This window comes from Nocardia sp. TBRC8007, from assembly GCF_056629435.1.
Genome location: NZ_JBWSOR010000001.1, coordinates 525395 through 543410 on the forward strand (window position 1 = coordinate 525395; position 18016 = coordinate 543410).

Below are 18016 nucleotides of genomic sequence, written 5' to 3' on the forward strand. Positions count from 1 at the left end.
ATCCGAGAGCGCACGGGCATCGCGCTATGGCAGGCCCCGCCTGCTGTGCCGGATCGGTCGTGCTCCGCTTCCGTTCGACCATCCGCATGCCCCGGCGGCGGCTGAGTCGAGCGCGTGACGATGGATTCCAGTACGGCCGGCACAGTGCGGCGGTAGCGGAGGCAGGAAGGCATCTCCGCTACGGTGGCCCCGTGACCTTTCGAGTCCTGGCAGACAGTGTCCCGGCCGACGGCGGCGTCAACAGCGCCTTGCTGGCCTATATCCCCAGCCCGCCGCAGGGCGTATGGCATATCGGGCCGTTTCCGTTGCGGGCCTATGCGCTGTGCATCATCCTCGGTATCGTCATCGCGATCTGGTGGGGGGAGCGGCGTTGGCGCGAGCGCGGTGGGCAGCCCGGCGCGATTCTCGATGTCGCGATGTTCGCTGTGCCGTTCGGTCTGGTCGGTGGCAGGCTCTACCATGTGGCCACCGACTGGCAGAAGTACTTCGGTGCGGACGGGAATCCAGGTGACTGGTGGAAGGTCTATCAGGGTGGTCTCGGTATCTGGGGTGCGGTGCTGCTGGGTGGTGTCGGCGCGTGGATCGGCTGCCGAATATACCGGATTCCGTTGCCCGCACTGGGCGATGCCCTCGCCCCGCCGATCCTGCTCGCTCAGGCCATCGGCCGACTCGGCAACTACTTCAACCAGGAACTGTACGGCCGCGAGACCGATGTGCCGTGGGGCCTGGAGATCTTCCACCGGGTCGGGGAAGGCGGCAGGCTCGACGAGATGAACGGTGTCTCCACCGGTGTGGTCGACAAGGTCGTGCATCCCACCTTCCTGTACGAGATGCTCTGGAACCTGCTCGTAGTGGCGCTGCTGGTGTACCTGGACAAACGCTTCCGGATCGGCCACGGCCGCCTGTTCGCGCTCTACGTTGCAGGCTATTGTTTCGGGCGATTCTTTGTGGAGCTGATGCGCGACGACCCGGCCACGCATATCGCGGGTATCCGGATCAACTCGTTCACCTCGGCGGTAGTGTTCCTGGCCGCGATCGCCTACTTTCTGTTCGCGACAAAGGGGCGCGAGACGCCCGAGCAGTTGCAGCCCGCCGCAGGCCCGCGACCGTGGCCATGGCAGATCCGCGCGCTGCGCACGCGCGGGTCCGCCGATGCGCCTTCGGTCGAGAAATCTTCGGACGCCGTATCCACCGTGCCTGGAACTGATGCGGTCATTGCCGAGGTACCCGAGGACGCGGAGTCCAGTGCGGGCGAGCAGGCCGGGTCCACGGCTCCTGGTACGGCTCCCGTCGAAACCGGTGTGGATAAAGCGGATTCGGAGAAGAACTGATCTGTGCGTGCTTCATGGCGGATCCAGTTCGCGCATCGGCTGAGGACTTGCCCTTATCGGCTGTCGAGCCTTCGTCCATATTCTTCACCGAAGCTTCCCCCGGCCGCAGCACAACCTTTGCACCCAGCGGGACTACGCTCGACCCGTGATGCGACGGACGAAGATTGTGTGCACCCTCGGCCCGGCTACTGCGACCGAGGACCGTATTCGCGAGCTTGTCGAGAGTGGTATGGACGTGGCTCGGCTGAATTTCAGCCACGGCGAGCACACCGACCATGCCGAGAATTACAAGAAGGTGCGTCAGGCTTCCGACCACCTCGGCCGAGCTGTCGGCATTCTCGCGGACCTGCAGGGACCGAAGATCCGCCTCGGCCGCTTCGTGGAAGGCAAAGCCGTCTGGGCGACAGGTGAGCAGGTAAGCATCACCGTCGACGATATCGAAGGAACTCGTGACCGAGTGTCGACCACGTACAAGGAACTGGCCGAAGACGCCAAGCCAGGTGACCGGTTGTTGGTCGACGACGGCAAGGTCGGTCTGATCGTCACCAGCGTCGAGGGCAACGACGTGATCTGCCGAGTTACTGAAGGTGGTCCGGTCTCCAACAACAAGGGTGTCTCGCTGCCTGGCATGGATGTATCGGTACCCGCGCTGTCGGAGAAGGACATCGAAGATCTGGAGTTCGCGCTGAAACTCGGCGTCGACTTCATCGCGTTGTCGTTCGTGCGTTCTCCGTCCGATGTCGAGTTGGTGCACGATGTGATGGATCGAGCCGGCCGTCGCGTGCCGGTGATCGGCAAACTGGAGAAGCCGGAGGCGATCGACAACCTGGAGGCTGTGGTCCTGGCCTTCGACGCGGTGATGGTCGCCCGCGGCGACCTCGGCGTGGAACTGCCGTTGGAGCAGGTACCGCTCGTGCAGAAACGTGCCATCCAGATGGCGAGGGAGAATGCCAAGCCGGTCATCGTCGCCACTCAGATGCTGGAGTCGATGATCGATAACTCCCGCCCGACCAGAGCCGAGGCCTCGGATGTGGCCAATGCGGTGCTCGATGGTGCCGACGCGGTGATGCTGTCGGGTGAGACCTCGGTGGGTAGATACCCGATCGAGACCGTGCGCACGATGGCGCGCATCGTGCACGCGGTAGAGACCGAATCGACCCGAGTTCCCCCTTTGACCCATGTGCCGCGCACCAAACGCGGCGTGATCTCTTATGCCGCCAGAGATATCGGCGAGCGGCTCAACGCCAAGGCCCTGGTGGCGTTCACCCAGTCGGGTGACACAGTGCGTCGTCTGGCGCGATTGCACACGCCGTTGCCGCTGCTGGCGTTCACTCCGCTGCCGGAGGTCCGCAGTCAGCTGGCGTTGACCTGGGGTACGGAGACGTTCATCGTCTCGACCGTGGACACCACCGACGCGATGATCCACCAGGTCGATGTAGCACTTCTGTCGATGGGGCGATATCAGAAGGGAGACCTAGTGGTCATTGTGGCCGGGTCGCCGCCGGGGACCGTCGGCTCCACCAACCTGATCCACGTGCACCGCATCGGTGAGGAGGACCATTTGTGACTGTTTTCTCGCATAGCGGCGTCGGCACGTCTTCCGCTGCGCGTTCCGACCTGACTGTATTGATGGGGCTGCTCGATCTGGAGCAGCGGGATGAGGACGTTTTCGTCGGCGAACACCCGGAGAAGGTGTGGAGCAGAACCTTCGGCGGTCAGCTCGTCGCGCAGGCCATGGTAGCGGCGGGGCGGACGGTCGGTGGCCGCTCGGTGCATGCGGTGAACGCGCATTTCGTGCGCGGTGGCGATGTGAAGAAGCCGATCGAGTACCGGGTGGACCGGCATCGCGACGGTCGCGCGTTCGCCAATCGCACGGTCACTGCCAGCCAGGACGGCCAAGAGCTCTTCGTGATGTTGGCCTCGTTCCAGGACGGGGGCAGGGGGCTCGAACACGCGCACGCACAACCGGAGGTGCCCAGCCCGGAGACACTACCGCGGGTGGAGGAGAGTTTCGCGGGCTTGGAAGACAAGCTCCAGATGTTCATCAAGGCGCCGCGTCCGGTCGAGACGCGTTATGCCGACGATCCGGCTTGGATTCTCAAGGGCACGGGGGAGCGGCGCAATCACAATCGGGTGTGGATGCGCGCGGACGGCAGGCTACCTGATGATCCGTTGATTCACGTGGCGACGCTCGGTTATTCATCCGACACTACGGTGCTGGATTCGATCATCACCACCCATGGGCTTTCCTGGGGCCTGGACCGGATCGTGGCGGCCACGGTCAACCACTCGATTTGGTTCCATCGCCCCTTTCGGTTCGACGAATGGGTGCTGTATGCCACCGAGTCGCCAGTGGCCGCAGGTTCTCGTGGTCTGGCGACCGGTCGCTTCTACTCGCGTGAGGGCGACCTGCTCGCCACCACGGTGCAGGAGGGAGTCATCCGTCACTTCCCCTAGCACGTGCGGGCTCCGTGCTGCTATCGCAGCTCGCCGACGCGATCGATATCGAGATCGGCAGCGGCGCGTTGCCTGGCGTGAATCGAGAGTGGGATCCGCTGTCCTGGCTCGGTTCCGGTGAGGTCGGAGATCTCTTGGCGCAGATGATGTGCCAGCGTCGCCATATCGTGGTCGGTCAGCTGGTCTGGCGTGCCGACCAGGCTGAGCGCGATCTCGTAGGTGCGCTGGTTCACCGGCGCTTCGCCAGGCTGGTCGGCGCGACAGCGGCTCGCCAGCGCCACATGAGCCGGATCGTCGGCATCGACCGGCACGGTGCAGCGCCAGGCGAATACGTCGCGGTCGAGTAGATGGCTGTCCACTACCGCGCGCACGGTGTCGACGACGCGCTCGAGGGTTTCCGGTGTCACATAAACATGGAGCGAAACATCCGAAGTTCGCTTCGGCATGTCTGATTCCTGTTCTGTATCGAACCAGTAGCGGCGGAGGGTAGCATCCGCGGGGAGTCTAAACCGTCCCGGTCCGGAACGGACACAGCCGGGTGGTCCGGATGTCGTAGGTGCTCAGGTATGGTACCTGGAACGTTGGGCAGCGAGGAAAGTCGTCCACGACGCGGCCGGTGCGCTGGGCTGGATCACCAGTCCCCTGTGCGCGTCATTCTGGGAGTGCGATCGTTCCTGGAGGGTGAGTGTCTGTAGTAAGGGGATAAGCGCCTCGGCGATGCGGTCGCCCACTTCGCAGACTGTTTCGGCGGAGAGCCCGATCGGGTCGGCGATGTTCTCCCGGCCGACCAGCTGCAGGTCGTTGCGCGCGTGGTGTAGCTCGGCGATGGTGCGCGCGCCGGTGACATGGGCGATGCGGCTTGCTTCCAGCAGAGTGAAGATACGAGGCTTGGCGTCGAAGGCCAGCTCGACCGCCTGGTCGCGGATCTGCTCGGTCATCGTGAGCACTATGTCGGCCTTGTCGATCAGTTCCGGCCGCAGACGGCGGGCCCGGAAGCCGCTCGCGTCGGCACCGAGCCCTACGATAGTTTGCGCGGCGAGCGGTTCGATCGGGAATCCCACCAAAGCACGGGTTCCGGCGCTTTCGGTGGTGAGATGGGGCAGAGCGTGTTCGACTGCGAGGGCGCGGGTGAGTCGCTCGGCGATTGCCGAACGGCAGACGTTGCCGGTGCAGACGAACAAAACGTGCATACCGGACACGATAAACGGCCGGGGAGATGCCTGAGGGCCGCGAATCGGATAGCCCCAGGTATGAGAATGCATGTTCATCTACTTGTAGCGCGCTGTATACAAAGCGCGCTGCGTGCTCCCCGGTGCGGTGAAGTCGTAGGTGATCACAGCGTGCTCGACAACAGCACGTCGATTCGGATCACAGCAGGGGCCCGCTCGTACTGTCATGGCTGATTCTGTTCTGGCCTCTGGTGCCGTGGCCGACGGGGTGGATGGTCGGTTCTGCACCGCCTCGTCCGCGGATCGTGTGCAACGAGTGGAGCGGGCGTGACCTGGAAAAGATCCATTCTTGGTGCCGAGTGTGGGACTCGAACCCACACGTCCTTTCGGACAACGGTTTTTGAGACCGTCGCGTCTGCCAGTTCCGCCAACTCGGCGCACCGGATGGCAACTATAGCTGGTCAGCGCGATGGAAGCGAATGCGTTGGCAGAAGCGGTGCGGGCATACGGCTTGCGCAGGGCATATGCGTTCTGTTTCGAAATGAAAGGTACTCTCTACATCACTCGGTAGCCAGATGGTCGGCCTATGGTCGTCCGGTTCGATCGCGGCCTTCTTGCGGTGTGCCGGGACAGGGCAGTGGAACCAGAGGGGTCTATCTATGAGCACAACAGCTGGGGGCGTCGGCGCCAAGCGAGACGCCGGGACAAAGCGGGTCGTCGTCGCCGAGGACGAAGCGCTCATTCGCATGGATCTGGTCGAGATGCTGACCGAAGAGGGGTATCAGGTGGTCGGTGAGGCCGGTGACGGCCAGCAGGCGGTGGATCTCGCGGTCGAACATCGACCCGATCTAGTCATCATGGACGTGAAGATGCCGCGTAGGGACGGCATCGACGCGGCGGCCGAGATCGCGTCCAAACGTGTTGCCCCCGTGGTTATTCTGACCGCCTTCAGCCAGCGTGATCTGGTGGAGCGCGCTCGTGACGCGGGTGCGATGGCCTATTTGGTGAAGCCGTTCACGAAATCGGATCTGGTGCCGGCAATCGAATTGGCGGCCAGCCGTTTCCATGAGATCACCGCGTTGGAGGGTGAGGTGGCGAATCTCACCGAGCGGCTGGAAACGCGCAAGCTGGTCGAACGCGCGAAGGGGGTCCTGATGCAGACTCAAGGTCTGTCGGAACCCCAGGCGTTCAAGTGGATTCAGCGGACAGCGATGGATCGGCGCACCACCATGAAGGCGGTCGCGGAGGTCGTACTGGAGAATCTGACGCCCCAGTGACACGGATGCGGTTGCCGCAGAAGAATTTACGCGGAAGAAACGTCATCGCGAAAAGAATTTGGCGATATGCCATCTGTATGAGCCGAATGTGATGCAGAGGCAACGCATCGACGCTATGTTCTCACCGGGCTGACATAGTCGGCCTCCTCGGTGTTCCGGGGAGTACAGAACGTAGAGGTGAAACGTGCTTAGTTCGACATGGCGCAGTCGTTCGACGCGGGGTGTTCTGGCTGTAGGTGCCGCCGCCGCGCTGGTGCTGACCGGTTGTAGCGAAAAATCCGGCGCTACGGATGAGCTGTCCATTCAGCCGGTCATGCGGGTGGACCAGGAGGGGAAGGAGGTGAAGACGGCTACCGCGGCCTCGGCAGCCGACCCCGCTGGAGATGGCAAAGCGACCTGCGCACCTGGCACGTCGATCGCTATGGCGGGTGCGCTGACCGGTTCGGCCGCCGCGCTCGGCATCAATATCCTCAACGGCGTCGAGCTTGCCATCGAACAGCACAACAAGGCCAACCCAGGATGCGTGATCGAGCTGAAGAAGTTCGACACCGAAGGCGACCCGCAGAAGGCTACCCAGGTGATCCCACAGATCATCAACGACCCATCGATTGTCGGTCTGGTCGGTCCCGCGTTCTCCGGGGAGACGAAGGCAACCGGCCAGATCCTCAGTGATGCCGGCCTAGTTGCGGTCAGCGCGTCAGCGACCCTGGCACCGCTGACGCGGAACGGCTGGACCAGCTTCTTCCGTGGTTTGGCCAATGATGACGCGCAAGGCTTGGCGCTGGCGAAGTACCTGGTCAATACCGTGGGCTACCAGAAGGTCTGTGTCATCCAGGACAACACCGACTACGGCGTGGGCTTGGCGAAGTCGGTTACCGAGGGTCTCGGCGCGGCCGCCGACCCGGCGTGTGCCGCCAGCGTCAAGGAGGGCGACAAGGATTTCTCCGCGACAGTCACCAAAGTCGCGAGCGCGAATCCGGACGCAGTTTTCTATGCCGGCTACTACGCCGAGGCCGCACCACTGGCCCAACAGCTGAAAACCGGTGGTGTCGACGCGGTTTTCGTCTCCGCTGACGGCGCGAACGACCCGCAGTTCGTCGTCCAGGCGGGTAGCGCGGCCAAGGGGGCGACGCTGTCGTGCCCATGTGGTCCTCCGCCCGAGAAGTTCACCCAAGAATACGAAGAGCGCTTTGGTCAGGCACCCGGCGTCTATTCGGCCGAGGGATACGACTTGGCGACGATTCTGGCCAGGGGTATCGACAGCGGTGAAGTCACCCGCTCGGATCTGCTCGAGTACGTGCGGAACTACGATGGTGCAGGCTTCGCGCGGCACTACAAGTGGGATTCGACCGGTGAGCTGTCCAGCGCCCTGATCTGGGTATACGAGGTCAAATAGGCCCTGATTCCTGGCATACGGCACGTACGGGGTCTGCACGGACCCCGTACGTGCCGTTTCGAGGGGTACGTGGATGAGGCAAGAACACATGGAATCAACGGCATTGGCCGATGGGGCGCAACTCCTCAGCAGTTCGATCGGCTTCCACTACGAGGCGGTGTTCGAGAGTTTTTGGCAGCTGACCGCTGATGGATTGACCTATGGCGCTATTTACGCTTTGGTCGCTGTGGGTTACACCCTGGTCTACGGTGTCTTGCGGCTGATCAATTTCGCCCACTCGGAGATCTTCATGCTCGGCATGTTCGGGCAATTGGTCGGGTTGATGATCTTCGGGTTCTCCGCGAGCCCTGAGGCATACTCCCAGGGGGTCGTGCTCACGATCGTCTATCTGGGGATGGCGATGGTGGTGGGCATGCTGGTGTCCGGCGGTGTGGCTGTCGGGTTGGAGCGGGCAGCGTATCGTCCGCTGCGCATGCGGGGCGCCAAGCCGCTGGCCTTCCTGATCACTGCGATCGGTATGTCGTTCGTGCTTCAGGAGCTGGTGCACTACGTGCTGCCGAAGCTGCCTCTCGACCTTGGTGGCAGTAACGCGCAGCAGCCGATCCGGCTCGTCGAACCCACGGTGCAGTTCGGTTTCGGTGGTGCGAACATCACCAATGTCATGCTGCTCATCGTATTCGCGGCAGTGGCGCTGGCATTCACCACCGAAATCCTGATCAACCGGACAAAATTCGGCCGCGGCATCCGCGCAGTGGCCCAGGATCCGGACACCGCGACGCTGATGGGGGTATCGCGGGAGCGGGTCATCATGCTGACCTTCCTCATCGGTGGCGTACTGGCAGGCGCGGCGGCGATGTTGTACACGCTCAGGATCCCGAACGGGATTATCTACTCCGGCGGATTCATCCTCGGCATCAAGGCATTCAGCGCGGCGGTGCTCGGAGGCATCGGCAATCTGCGAGGTGCGCTGCTCGGTGGTCTGTTGCTCGGCGTAGTAGAGCAGTACGGACAGATGCTGCTCGGCGACCAGTGGCGCGACGTGGTCGCGTTCACGGTGCTGGTTTTGGTGCTGATGGTGCGTCCGACCGGCATCCTCGGCGAGAGCCTCGGAAGGGCACGCGCATGATCGACACGACCAAGACGCAGCCGGACGTTTCGGCCACCCCGCCTACCGCGAGCCACGGCCTCGGTGATGCGATCCGCTCCTGGTGGGAGGGATTGAGCAGGCCCGCGCAGTGGGGGGTCGGTGTTCCGTTTCTGATCCTGCTCGCCCTGCTGCCACTGTTCCCGCCATCGCTGCTGAACACCCCTTCGTACAACTTCGGCCTGGTGATGGCACAGGTTGCGATGTTCGCGCTGGTGGCCATCGGCCTCAACGTAGTGGTCGGCCAGGCCGGTCTGCTCGACCTCGGCTACGTCGGTTTCTATGCTGTCGGTGCGTATACCGTTGGTTTGCTCACCAGTCCGGAGAGCCCGTGGAACCAGACCGATGGCGGTTGGCTGGATTCGAAGTGGGCGTGGTTGGCGTGCTTGCCGATCGCGGTCGCGGTGACTGCCGTCTCCGGCTTGATCCTCGGTTCGCCTACCTTGCGTCTGCGTGGCGACTACCTAGCGATCGTTACTCTCGGCTTCGGTGAGATCATCCGGTTGATGGCCGACAATCTCGGTGAGATCACCAATGGCAGTCTTGGTTTGTCCGGCGTGGCTTACCCGCATATCGGCGAATCGGAGAACACACCGAATGGTGTGTTCTCCTCCGGTAACGGCGGTAACCCCGACAGCGCGAACATTCTCGAACGCGCCAATTACGGCACCTACTGGTACTGGTTCGGCCTGGTACTGGTGATCATCGTACTGCTGGTAGTCGGCAATCTGGAACGCAGTCGAGTCGGCCGAGCCTGGGTAGCCATCCGGGAGGACGAGGACGCGGCCGAGATCATGGGGGTTCCAGCCTTCAAATTCAAGCTGTGGGCCTTCACGATCGGTGCCGCGGTCGGCGGTATATCTGGCGCGCTCTATGCCGGTCAAGTACAGTTCATCAACCCGACCGGGTTCGACATCATCAACTCTATGCTGTTCTTGTGCGCCGTGGTCATCGGTGGTCAAGGCAACAAGCTCGGGGTGATCTTCGGTGCGTTCCTCATCGTCTATCTGCCCGCGCGGTTGCAGTCGGTGAACCTGGTGAACAATGAGACGACCGGCTATACGCTGCTGGTGTTCGATATCGCGGTATTCGTGGTGCTGTCCATCGTCTGGCGGCGGCGAGCCGATTGGCTGGGCTCGTGGCTGCGGCGCGGGGTGATCACCGGAATGATTGTGACCGGTGTGCTGGCGCTGCTGCTGCTCGGCAGTGTGCTGTTGTTCCGCCTGGGCGGTGCGCAATCGCTGGGTGATCTCAAGTATCTGTATTTCGGTATCGCGTTGGTGGTGATGATGATTCTGCGTCCGCAGGGTCTGTTCCCGGTGCGGCAGAAGCTGCTCACTTATGGCAGGCAGGTCTACCATGCCGTGCGCAGACCGGACGTGAACGAGCCGACCGGAGTGGGCCGATGACCGGGCCCGACGCGGGTGACGCACCGTTCGACAACGAGGACATGGCGGCGGGACATACGGACGAACCGCGGGCCGAGAACACGGGCACGGTCGATGTGACCGCGGTGCGCGCCGATGTCGAAGCCGTCGCAGATGCCATCGCGCCGCATCGGGATATCCATACCTCGGTGGGTGCGCCACTGCTGCGCACCGAGGGTCTCACGGTGAAATTCGGTGGACTCACTGCTTTGGACGAGGTGAGTTTCGAGATCCGCCGTGGCGAAATCCTCGGTCTGATCGGCCCCAATGGCGCGGGAAAGACCACCTGTTTCAACGCGATCACCGGCGTCTACCAGCCCGCGTCCGGGCTGGTTTTCTTCGACGGTAAGCCGTTGACGAAGAGCAAGCGTAACGAGATCACTCGGCTCGGTATCGCACGTACCTTCCAGAATGTGCGGCTGTTCAGCGAGATGACCGCGCTGGAGAACGTGGTGGTCGGTACCGATGCCAGACACCGGACCTCGGTGCCTGGTGCGATATTCCGGACGCCGCGGCATCGGCGTGAGGAACGCGACGCTGTCGAGCGTGGTATGGCGCTGCTGGAGTTCGTCGGCATCGCACCGCGTGCGGCGGAAAAGGCGCGCAACCTGCCTTATGGCGACCAGCGGAGGCTGGAAATCGCCCGCGCGCTGGCCACCGAGCCGAAACTGCTGTGTCTGGACGAGCCTGCGGCCGGGTTCAATCCGAGCGAGAAATCCGCGCTCATGGACTTGATCCGCAAGATCCGCGATGACGGGTACACGGTGCTGCTGATCGAGCACGACATGCGGCTGGTCATGGGAGTGACCGATCGGATCGTGGTGTTGGAGTTCGGCCGTAAGATCGCCGACGGCTTGCCCATGGACATCCGGGAGAATCCGGCTGTGATCGAGGCGTACCTTGGAGTGCCGGACGCCGCCGCGGGCGGCTCCGACACGCCGTCCGGTGCTTCCTCGGCCGTTCAACCGCCCGCGCGGGCCGTCCTCGCCCAGGACCTCGCGGACGTCCGTACGTCCGCTCCGCTGCTCGAAGTCGAGGATGTGGTTGTCAACTACGGCAGGATCCGAGCATTGCATGGGATCTCGCTCACCGTGGCCGAAGGTGAGTTGGTCACTCTGCTCGGCGCTAATGGCGCGGGCAAGACCACGACTATGCGCGCACTATCCGGGCTGCTGCCGTTGACCAGAGGCCGGATCCTGTTCGAAGGTCGCGACATCACCCGGATCAAAGCGCACGAACGGGTGCTGGCCGGTCTGATTCAGTCGCCGGAGGGCCGAGGCGTCTTCCCTGGTATGACCGTGCGGGAAAACCTCGATATGGGCTGTTATGGAAGAGGGTTCGAGCATAAGGCTGAGTACGACCGGACGCTGGAGTGGGTGTTCGAGCTGTTTCCGCGGTTGCGTGAGCGGCGCAAGCAAGTCGGCGGTACGCTTTCCGGCGGTGAGCAGCAGATGCTGGCTATCGGTCGCGCGCTGATGGCACGGCCCAGGCTCCTGCTGCTCGACGAGCCATCGATGGGACTGGCGCCCATGGTGATCCAGCAGATCTTCCGGATCATCTCCGAGATCAATGCGCAGGGCACCACGGTGCTACTGGTCGAGCAGAATGCCCAGCAGGCACTGGCCCGCAGCGACCGCGCTTACATTTTGGAGACCGGCGCGGTCACCAAGTCGGGCCGCGGCGGCGAACTGCTCACCGATCCCGCGGTGAAGTCGGCCTATCTCGGGGTGGGGTGATACCGCTGCCGGATAGCTGATTATCCGGTGCGCGGGGCTGCTGCTTCGCTCGTCTCGAGGCATGATCATGGTCATGGATGGTCACGACGAGTTGTCGAGCCTGGCCGAACGATACTGGGACAGCGTGCTGGAGGCGTCGCCGAGCGAGGCGACCCTGCTGGGCGATCATCGATTCGATGACCGGATCGAGGATCTGTCCGTCGCAGCCGAACAACGGCTGTTGTCGACGTGGCGCGAGCTGCTGCACGCGGTCGACGCGCTTCCGGTCGGCCGGCTGGACTCGACCGACCGTATTACCCACAGTTTGTTGCGCACCGAGTTGAGCGGCGCCATCGACCATCTGGAGTGGCGACCGGTGGAGATGGCTTCCGACCAGATGAGCGGCGTGCACGCCGGGGTGCTGATGGTAGCGCCGCGAGCCAACGCTCCGCAGCCGGAGCACGCGATGGCTCTGGCGCGTCGTTACCGGCAGTTCGATGAGCTGCTCGGCCAAGCCGTGCAACGGTTTCGCGCAGGATTGGCCGCAGGCCGCACGCCTGCGCGAATAACCATCGAACGCTCGCTCAACCAGCTCGACGGCTATCTGAATTCCGATCTGGCCACCGACCCGTTCGTCACTGTCGCCGGGCCGGAGGGCTGGACAGGCGAAGCCGCATGGCGCGCTGAATTGGCCGAGGTGGTACGGGACACCATCCGGCCTGCGTTCCAGGCCTATCGTGACGCGCTGCACGATGAATTGCTGCCGGTGAGCCGTCCCGACGATATACCGGGTTTGTGCCTGCTCGGCGCTGACGGCGAGGACATCTACCAGCGATTGCTGCGCCACCACACCACCCTGCCCGATCTCGGCGCCGAAGCGATCCACGAACTCGGACTCCGCGAGCTGGCCGAGCTCCGTGCGGAATACGCCACGATCGGGACGCGATTGTTCGGTACAGGGGATCTCGGTGAGATATTCGGCAGGCTGCGCGACGATCCCACGCTGTGCTACGACGATGCCGAGCAGATCATGGTCGATGCGCGCCGGGCATTGTCGCTGGCTACGGCTGAGATGGGGAACTGGTTCGGCCGGTTGCCGAGACAATCCTGCGACATCGTGCCCGTGCCGGAGTTTTTGGCAGCGGATTCGCCTGCAGCGTACTATTTCCCACCCGCTGCCGACGGGTCGCGGCCGGGCACCTATTTTGTCAACCAGCACCATCCTACTGGTCGTAGTCGCTACGAGACCGCGGCGGTGGCCTACCATGAGGCGATCCCAGGTCATCATCTCCAGCTCACCATCGCCAACGAACTGGATCATCTGCCGCGCTTCCAACGCCAGTCCTTCGCCAACACCGCTTTCGTCGAGGGCTGGGCGCTCTATACCGAGCGGCTGGCCGATGAAATGGGTTTGTACGAGGATGATCTGGACCTTCTTGGCATGTTGGCCGCGGATTCCTGGCGCTCCTGCCGCCTGGTGGTCGACACCGGTCTGCACGCTAAGGGATGGAGCAGACAGCAGGCCATCGATTTCATGGTGGCCAATACTCCGGTCGGGTCGGCCGAGATCACTGTGGAGGTGGACCGCTACATCGCCATGCCGGGGCAGGCAGTCGGTTACAAGGTCGGCCAGCTGGAGATCCGTCGTCAGCGGGTGGCTGCCACTGAGCGGCTCGGTGCGGACTTCGATATCAAGGCATTTCACGATGTGGTGCTCGGCTCGGGGTCGGTGAGCCTGCCTGTGCTGCGTGAACTGGTCGCCACACTGTGAGCACGGTCGGGGTGCTCAGCGTTCTCCTGGCGCGTGGACGGAAAGCGCGACCCGGCTTCGCGTGGAATGGTCGGTCGGGTGTGGCATGTCACCGTGTCGGTGCCGATCCCTAGACTCTGAGGCGTGAGTTCACCCTCGACCGCTCCGCGTTCCGCTACCTCGTCCGGCTCCAACGATCCCGCGTTGGCGGACCGGCCGATATTGTTGCTGCTGGATGGGCATTCGATCGCCTACCGCGCGTTCTTCGCGCTACCCGCGGAGAACTTCAAGACGGTCGCCGGGCAGACTACGAACGCGGTGTACGGCTTCACCGCGATGCTGATCAATCTGCTGCGCGACGAGAAGCCGACACATGTGGCCGCGGCCTTCGATGTGTCCCGCCAGACTTTCCGCACCGAGGCGTATCCCGAGTACAAGGCCAATCGCAGTGCCACGCCGGACGAGTTCCGCGGCCAGGTCGAGCTCACCAAGGAGGTGCTCGGGGCGCTGGGTATTCCGGTGATGGCGATCGGAGGCTTCGAGGCCGACGACATCATCGCCACACTCACCACGCAGGCCACCGCGGAGGGCTTCCGCGTACTCATAGTCACCGGAGACCGGGACTCCATCCAGCTGGTCGGCGAGGATGTCACGGTGCTGTATCCCCGTAAGGGCGTCTCTGATCTGACCCGGTTCACCCCGGACGAAGTGCTGGCCAAATACGGACTCACCCCGAGCCAGTACCCTGATTACGCGGCGTTGCGCGGCGATCCGAGCGATAATCTGCCCGGCATTCCAGGTGTCGGAGAGAAGACCGCCGCCAAATGGATCCGTGAGTACGGTGATCTGAGCACCTTGGTCGACAAGGTCGACGAGGTGAAGGGCAAAGTCGGTGCGGCCTTGCGGGCCAACTTGAGCAGTGTGGTGCTCAATCGACAGCTCACCGAGATGGTGCGTGACGTTACACTGCCTTACACACCCGAGCAGCTGGCGCAGGGACCGTGGGACCGAGACAAGATCCACCGGCTGTTCGACGACCTCGAGTTCCGTGTGCTGCGCGACCGGTTGTTCGAGACACTGGCTCCGCCTGTGCCAGAGGCGGAGGTCGGTTTCGAGATCAGCGGCGGCGTACTGGCGGTGGGAGGGGTTGCCGACTGGCTCGCTGAACATGCGAAAGCCGGTGTGCGCCATGGCATCTCAATTGTCGGAACAGGCGCTCCGGCGCGCGGTGACGTGCGTGCGCTTGCTATCGCGGCGGCCGATGGCGAGAGTGGCTACATCGATGTCACCGCGCTCACCCCTGCGGACGAGGCCGCGTTGGGTACCTGGCTCGCCGACTCTGCTGTGCCGAAGGCACTGCACGAGGCCAAGGCAGCCGTGCACGCACTACGCGGGCGCGATTGGTCACTCGGCGGACTGACCAGCGATACGGCGCTGGCCGCTTACCTGGTTCGTCCCGGCCAGCGCACCTTCTCCTTGGACGATCTCTCTCTGCGCTACCTGCGCAGGGAATTGCGCGCCGAAGCCGACGACACTCCGCAGTTGTCGTTGCTCGACGATGAGGACACCGTCGATGCTGAACTGGCCTGGACACATATGCTGCGGGCCCGCGCCATCGCAGACCTGGCCGACGCACTCGACGAGGAACTGCGCACGATCGAATCCACCGGACTGCTCGCCGACATGGAGCTGCCCTTACTCGGTGTGTTGGCCACCTTGGAAGACGCGGGCATCGCAGTGGATACCGAGCAGCTGGCCGTATTGCAGCGACAGTTCGCCGCCAGGGTCACCGCGGCGGCGAACGCGGCCTACGAGGTGATCGGCAAGCAGATCAACCTTGGTTCGCCCAAACAGTTACAGGTGGTGCTGTTCGACGAGCTGGACATGCCGAAAACCAAGCGCACCAAAACCGGCTACACCACCGACGCGGATGCGTTGGAGTCGCTGTTCGAGAAGACTCAGCACCCGTTCCTGGAGCACCTGCTCGCGCATCGCGACGCCACTCGACTGAAGGTCACGGTCGACGGCCTACTCAAGTGCGTTGCCGAGGACGGCCGCATTCACACCACGTTCAACCAGACGATCGCCGCTACAGGCAGATTGTCTTCGACCGAGCCGAATCTGCAGAACATCCCGATCCGCACCGACACCGGCAGGCAGATCCGCGACACCTTCGTGGTCGGTCCTGGCTATCGAGCACTGATGACCGCGGATTACAGCCAGATCGAGATGAGGATCATGGCGCACCTTTCTGGGGACGAGGGGCTGATCGAGGCGTTCAATTCCGGCGAGGATCTGCATAGCTTCGTCGCGTCGAAAGCGTTCGATATCCCGATCTCCGAGGTAACCCCGGAGCTGCGCCGCCGGATCAAGGCGATGTCCTATGGCCTGGCCTATGGATTGAGCTCCTACGGCCTTTCCGCGCAGCTGAAGATCAGCACCGCAGAGGCGAAAGAGCAGATGGAAGTCTATTTCGCCCGATTCGGTCGGATTCGGGACTACCTTCACGAAGTGGTCGAGCAGGCGCGCAAAGTCGGTTACACCCAGACGTTGTTCGGTCGCCGCCGCTATCTTCCCGATCTGGACTCGGGCAACCGGCAGCGCCGGGAGGCAGCCGAGCGGATGGCGCTCAACGCCCCGATCCAGGGTACCGCTGCCGACATCATCAAGGTCGCGATGATCAACGTGCATCACGGGATGCGGGTTGTTGGGTTGCGTTCCCGGATGCTGCTGCAGATCCACGACGAATTGCTGTTCGAGGTCGCTGAGGGAGAACAAGAGGTACTCGAGGCATTGGCGCGCGAACAGATGTCCTCGGCGATCGCGTTGTCGGTGCCGCTGGAGGTTTCGGTGGGAGTCGGCCGCAGCTGGGACGCTGCCGCACACTGAAACGCAGGCGAGTCGCCCAGCATCTAATACGGCAGTACGGCAGCGAGCTCTGGATGTATACAAGGAGCTGCCCACAGCGTAGGGCGTTCTATAGATAGATCGGACTATAGATAGATCGGACATCGGGGAAGGTTGCTATTGCGCCATGATGTCCCTATCCTCGGTGACGTGCCGAATCCCGCCGACCGCTACAGCACAGCGTCTCATGTCGCAGATCGCGGCAGCGCCGAGCTGTCGGCATTGCTCAACGGGACCTCCGTGGCTACGCAGGCTACCGCCGCTGTGCCGGAGGTTCGTGCCGCGCTGATTCCGCCTACCGCGATGGTGGCGCGGCCTCATCGACTCCCCGTAGTAACCCGCCGTAGCGGGGTTTGACTCGGGCTGGCTCCTCGCTGCGGGTTTCCACGTGCTAGTGCTGGTCCTCGCCGTCAACTGAGTCACGACATTCTTGGGGGAGACCTTCTTGCCATGACTACCCTTACTCTTGATATGGATACCTTCCATGCTGCCGCGCCGAAGAGCTTGCGCGCCGAAAGTTCCGACCTGACCCCAGCGGAGTTCCACAACCGTTACTGTGAATGCAGCGGCCGCGGCCCTATTCGTCTCGGCGACTGGTCGCCTGCGGGCAGCCGCGCTACCGAGTGCACCGCCACGCTGGAATTGGACGACCATCTGCGGACCGTTGTCGCTACCGGTAACCCGGTCGCAGCGATGACCTCGGCTCTCTACGAAGAGGGCTACCCGGTGGAGATTCTGCAGTTTCATCAGCGGCGCACTGCGGATGGCACCGCCACCTTCGTGCAGTGCGAATGTGACGGTAGGCGGGGCTGGGGAGCGGCGATCGCCCAGGACGGCGCCGAGTCGGCGGTTCGTGCCATGATCGCGGGCGTTAACCTGCTCGGCACACCCTGACAACCCTCTGAGTGGATGGTGGACGCAGTGCGTCCACCATCCACAGCGGCTACCTCACTCTGAACCCGAACCGCCTGGGTGGAAAGCGTCGCCTCGGACTGCATCGCCCGGCTCGATCCCGTGCCATGGGGGAGGCGTGCAAGAAAAACGGGGATCTACAGCGTCACGTGACTATTGCTCGGCGGCCTGCTGCTTGGCGAGCTGCTCGCGAACGTCGTCCATATCCAGCGCCTTGACCTGGGTTACCAGATCCTCTAGCGCGGCAGATGGCAGTGCGCCCGGTTGCGCGAATACCAGTACACCCTCCCGGAAAGCCATGATGGTCGGGATCGAGCGGATATTGGCGGCCGCCGCGAGGCCCTGTTCGGCTTCGGTATCGACCTTTCCGTGTACCACGTCGGGGTGTTTGTCGGAGGAAGCTTCGAAGGTCGGCGCGAAACTCTTGCACGGACCGCACCACTCGGCCCAGAAATCGACGAGTACTATGTCGTTCCCGGTGACTACCTCGTCGAAGTTGTGCTGTGTCAGCGTCTGGGTGGCCATGACGTC

General features: G+C 63.2%; 15 protein-coding genes, 1 tRNA gene and 1 pseudogene. 13 read left to right on the top strand and 4 right to left on the bottom strand.

Annotated features, from left to right (window positions below; translation table 11 throughout):
• Positions 1-191: 191 nt before the first annotated feature.
• The 3 genes from lgt to ACX4ZE_RS02320 all read left to right on the top strand — a co-directional run bounded on the left by lgt (position 192) and on the right by ACX4ZE_RS02320 (position 3788).
• Positions 192-1331, top strand: coding sequence for a prolipoprotein diacylglyceryl transferase (lgt, locus tag ACX4ZE_RS02310; RefSeq protein WP_480271555.1), 1140 nt, complete (start codon positions 192-194; stop codon positions 1329-1331).
• Positions 1332-1476: 145 nt separating this feature from the next.
• Complete coding sequence (gene pyk / locus ACX4ZE_RS02315) at positions 1477-2898, top strand: pyruvate kinase (RefSeq protein ID WP_480271556.1); 1422 nt, start codon at positions 1477-1479, stop codon at positions 2896-2898.
• Between the two features lie 62 nt (positions 2899-2960).
• Positions 2961-3788 (top strand): acyl-CoA thioesterase, encoded by an 828-nt coding sequence (locus tag ACX4ZE_RS02320; protein WP_480271659.1) that lies wholly within the window; start codon positions 2961-2963, stop codon positions 3786-3788.
• A 20-nt stretch (positions 3789-3808) separates the two neighbouring features.
• On the opposite strand, the gene ACX4ZE_RS02325 is transcribed toward ACX4ZE_RS02320, so the two are convergent.
• The 3 genes from ACX4ZE_RS02325 to ACX4ZE_RS02335 form a co-directional block, all read right to left on the bottom strand.
• A complete protein-coding gene (locus tag ACX4ZE_RS02325) occupies positions 3809-4234 on the bottom strand; it encodes a hypothetical protein (protein ID WP_480271557.1) in 426 nt (141 codons plus the stop codon).
• A 114-nt stretch (positions 4235-4348) separates the two neighbouring features.
• Entirely contained in the window at positions 4349-4978 is a 630-nt protein-coding gene (locus ACX4ZE_RS02330) for an arsenate reductase/protein-tyrosine-phosphatase family protein (protein WP_480271558.1), read from the bottom strand.
• Positions 4979-5307: 329 nt separating this feature from the next.
• A tRNA-Leu gene (locus tag ACX4ZE_RS02335) sits at positions 5308-5394 on the bottom strand.
• A gap of 222 nt (positions 5395-5616) precedes the next feature.
• On the opposite strand from ACX4ZE_RS02335, the gene ACX4ZE_RS02340 reads away from it, so the two are divergent.
• The 10 genes and pseudogenes from ACX4ZE_RS02340 to ACX4ZE_RS02385 all read left to right on the top strand — a co-directional run bounded on the left by ACX4ZE_RS02340 (position 5617) and on the right by ACX4ZE_RS02385 (position 17467).
• The gene (locus ACX4ZE_RS02340) at positions 5617-6234 is read left to right on the top strand and encodes an ANTAR domain-containing response regulator (protein WP_480271559.1); all 618 of its coding nucleotides are present in this window, start codon (positions 5617-5619) and stop codon (positions 6232-6234) included.
• A gap of 184 nt (positions 6235-6418) precedes the next feature.
• Positions 6419-7630, top strand: coding sequence for a branched-chain amino acid ABC transporter substrate-binding protein (locus tag ACX4ZE_RS02345; RefSeq protein WP_480271560.1), 1212 nt, complete (start codon positions 6419-6421; stop codon positions 7628-7630).
• A 73-nt stretch (positions 7631-7703) separates the two neighbouring features.
• Complete coding sequence (locus ACX4ZE_RS02350; protein ID WP_480271561.1) at positions 7704-8756, top strand: branched-chain amino acid ABC transporter permease; 1053 nt, start codon at positions 7704-7706, stop codon at positions 8754-8756.
• Positions 8753-10183 (top strand): branched-chain amino acid ABC transporter permease, encoded by a 1431-nt coding sequence (locus ACX4ZE_RS02355; protein ID WP_480271562.1) that lies wholly within the window; start codon positions 8753-8755, stop codon positions 10181-10183. Before ACX4ZE_RS02350 ends, ACX4ZE_RS02355 begins: the two co-directional genes overlap by 4 nt.
• A pseudogene (locus tag ACX4ZE_RS02360) lies at positions 10180-11115 on the top strand (ABC transporter ATP-binding protein); the annotation flags it as partial. The gene ACX4ZE_RS02355 and the pseudogene ACX4ZE_RS02360, both read left to right, overlap by 4 nt.
• A 108-nt stretch (positions 11116-11223) precedes the next feature.
• Positions 11224-11937, top strand: coding sequence for an ABC transporter ATP-binding protein (locus tag ACX4ZE_RS02365; RefSeq protein ID WP_480271660.1), 714 nt, complete (start codon positions 11224-11226; stop codon positions 11935-11937).
• Positions 11938-11998: 61 nt separating this feature from the next.
• Complete coding sequence (locus ACX4ZE_RS02370; protein WP_480271563.1) at positions 11999-13687, top strand: DUF885 domain-containing protein; 1689 nt, start codon at positions 11999-12001, stop codon at positions 13685-13687.
• 123 nt (positions 13688-13810) lie between these two features.
• Entirely contained in the window at positions 13811-16555 is a 2745-nt protein-coding gene (gene polA, locus ACX4ZE_RS02375) for a DNA polymerase I (protein WP_480271564.1), read from the top strand.
• A gap of 168 nt (positions 16556-16723) precedes the next feature.
• A complete protein-coding gene (locus ACX4ZE_RS02380) occupies positions 16724-16930 on the top strand; it encodes a hypothetical protein (RefSeq protein WP_480271565.1) in 207 nt (68 codons plus the stop codon).
• A 93-nt stretch (positions 16931-17023) separates the two neighbouring features.
• Positions 17024-17467, top strand: coding sequence for an alpha-isopropylmalate synthase regulatory domain-containing protein (locus ACX4ZE_RS02385; RefSeq protein ID WP_480271566.1), 444 nt, complete (start codon positions 17024-17026; stop codon positions 17465-17467).
• A gap of 171 nt (positions 17468-17638) precedes the next feature.
• On the opposite strand, the gene trxA is transcribed toward ACX4ZE_RS02385, so the two are convergent.
• Positions 17639-18010, bottom strand: a complete 372-nt coding sequence (trxA, locus tag ACX4ZE_RS02390; protein ID WP_480271567.1) for a thioredoxin — start codon at positions 18008-18010, stop codon at positions 17639-17641.
• Positions 18011-18016 lie beyond the last annotated feature (6 nt).

Coding starts and splice junctions, on each gene's coding strand:
- ACX4ZE_RS02320 (WP_480271659.1), top strand. CDS start 2,961: ATGGGGCTGCTCGATCTGGAGCAGCGGGATGAGGACGTTTTCGTCGGC.
- ACX4ZE_RS02325 (WP_480271557.1), bottom strand. CDS start 4,234: ATGCCGAAGCGAACTTCGGATGTTTCGCTCCATGTTTATGTGACACCG.
- ACX4ZE_RS02330 (WP_480271558.1), bottom strand. CDS start 4,978: ATGCACGTTTTGTTCGTCTGCACCGGCAACGTCTGCCGTTCGGCAATC.
- ACX4ZE_RS02340 (WP_480271559.1), top strand. CDS start 5,617: ATGAGCACAACAGCTGGGGGCGTCGGCGCCAAGCGAGACGCCGGGACA.
- ACX4ZE_RS02350 (WP_480271561.1), top strand. CDS start 7,704: ATGAGGCAAGAACACATGGAATCAACGGCATTGGCCGATGGGGCGCAA.
- ACX4ZE_RS02355 (WP_480271562.1), top strand. CDS start 8,753: ATGATCGACACGACCAAGACGCAGCCGGACGTTTCGGCCACCCCGCCT.
- ACX4ZE_RS02370 (WP_480271563.1), top strand. CDS start 11,999: ATGATCATGGTCATGGATGGTCACGACGAGTTGTCGAGCCTGGCCGAA.
- ACX4ZE_RS02385 (WP_480271566.1), top strand. CDS start 17,024: ATGACTACCCTTACTCTTGATATGGATACCTTCCATGCTGCCGCGCCG.
- trxA (WP_480271567.1), bottom strand. CDS start 18,010: ATGGCCACCCAGACGCTGACACAGCACAACTTCGACGAGGTAGTCACC.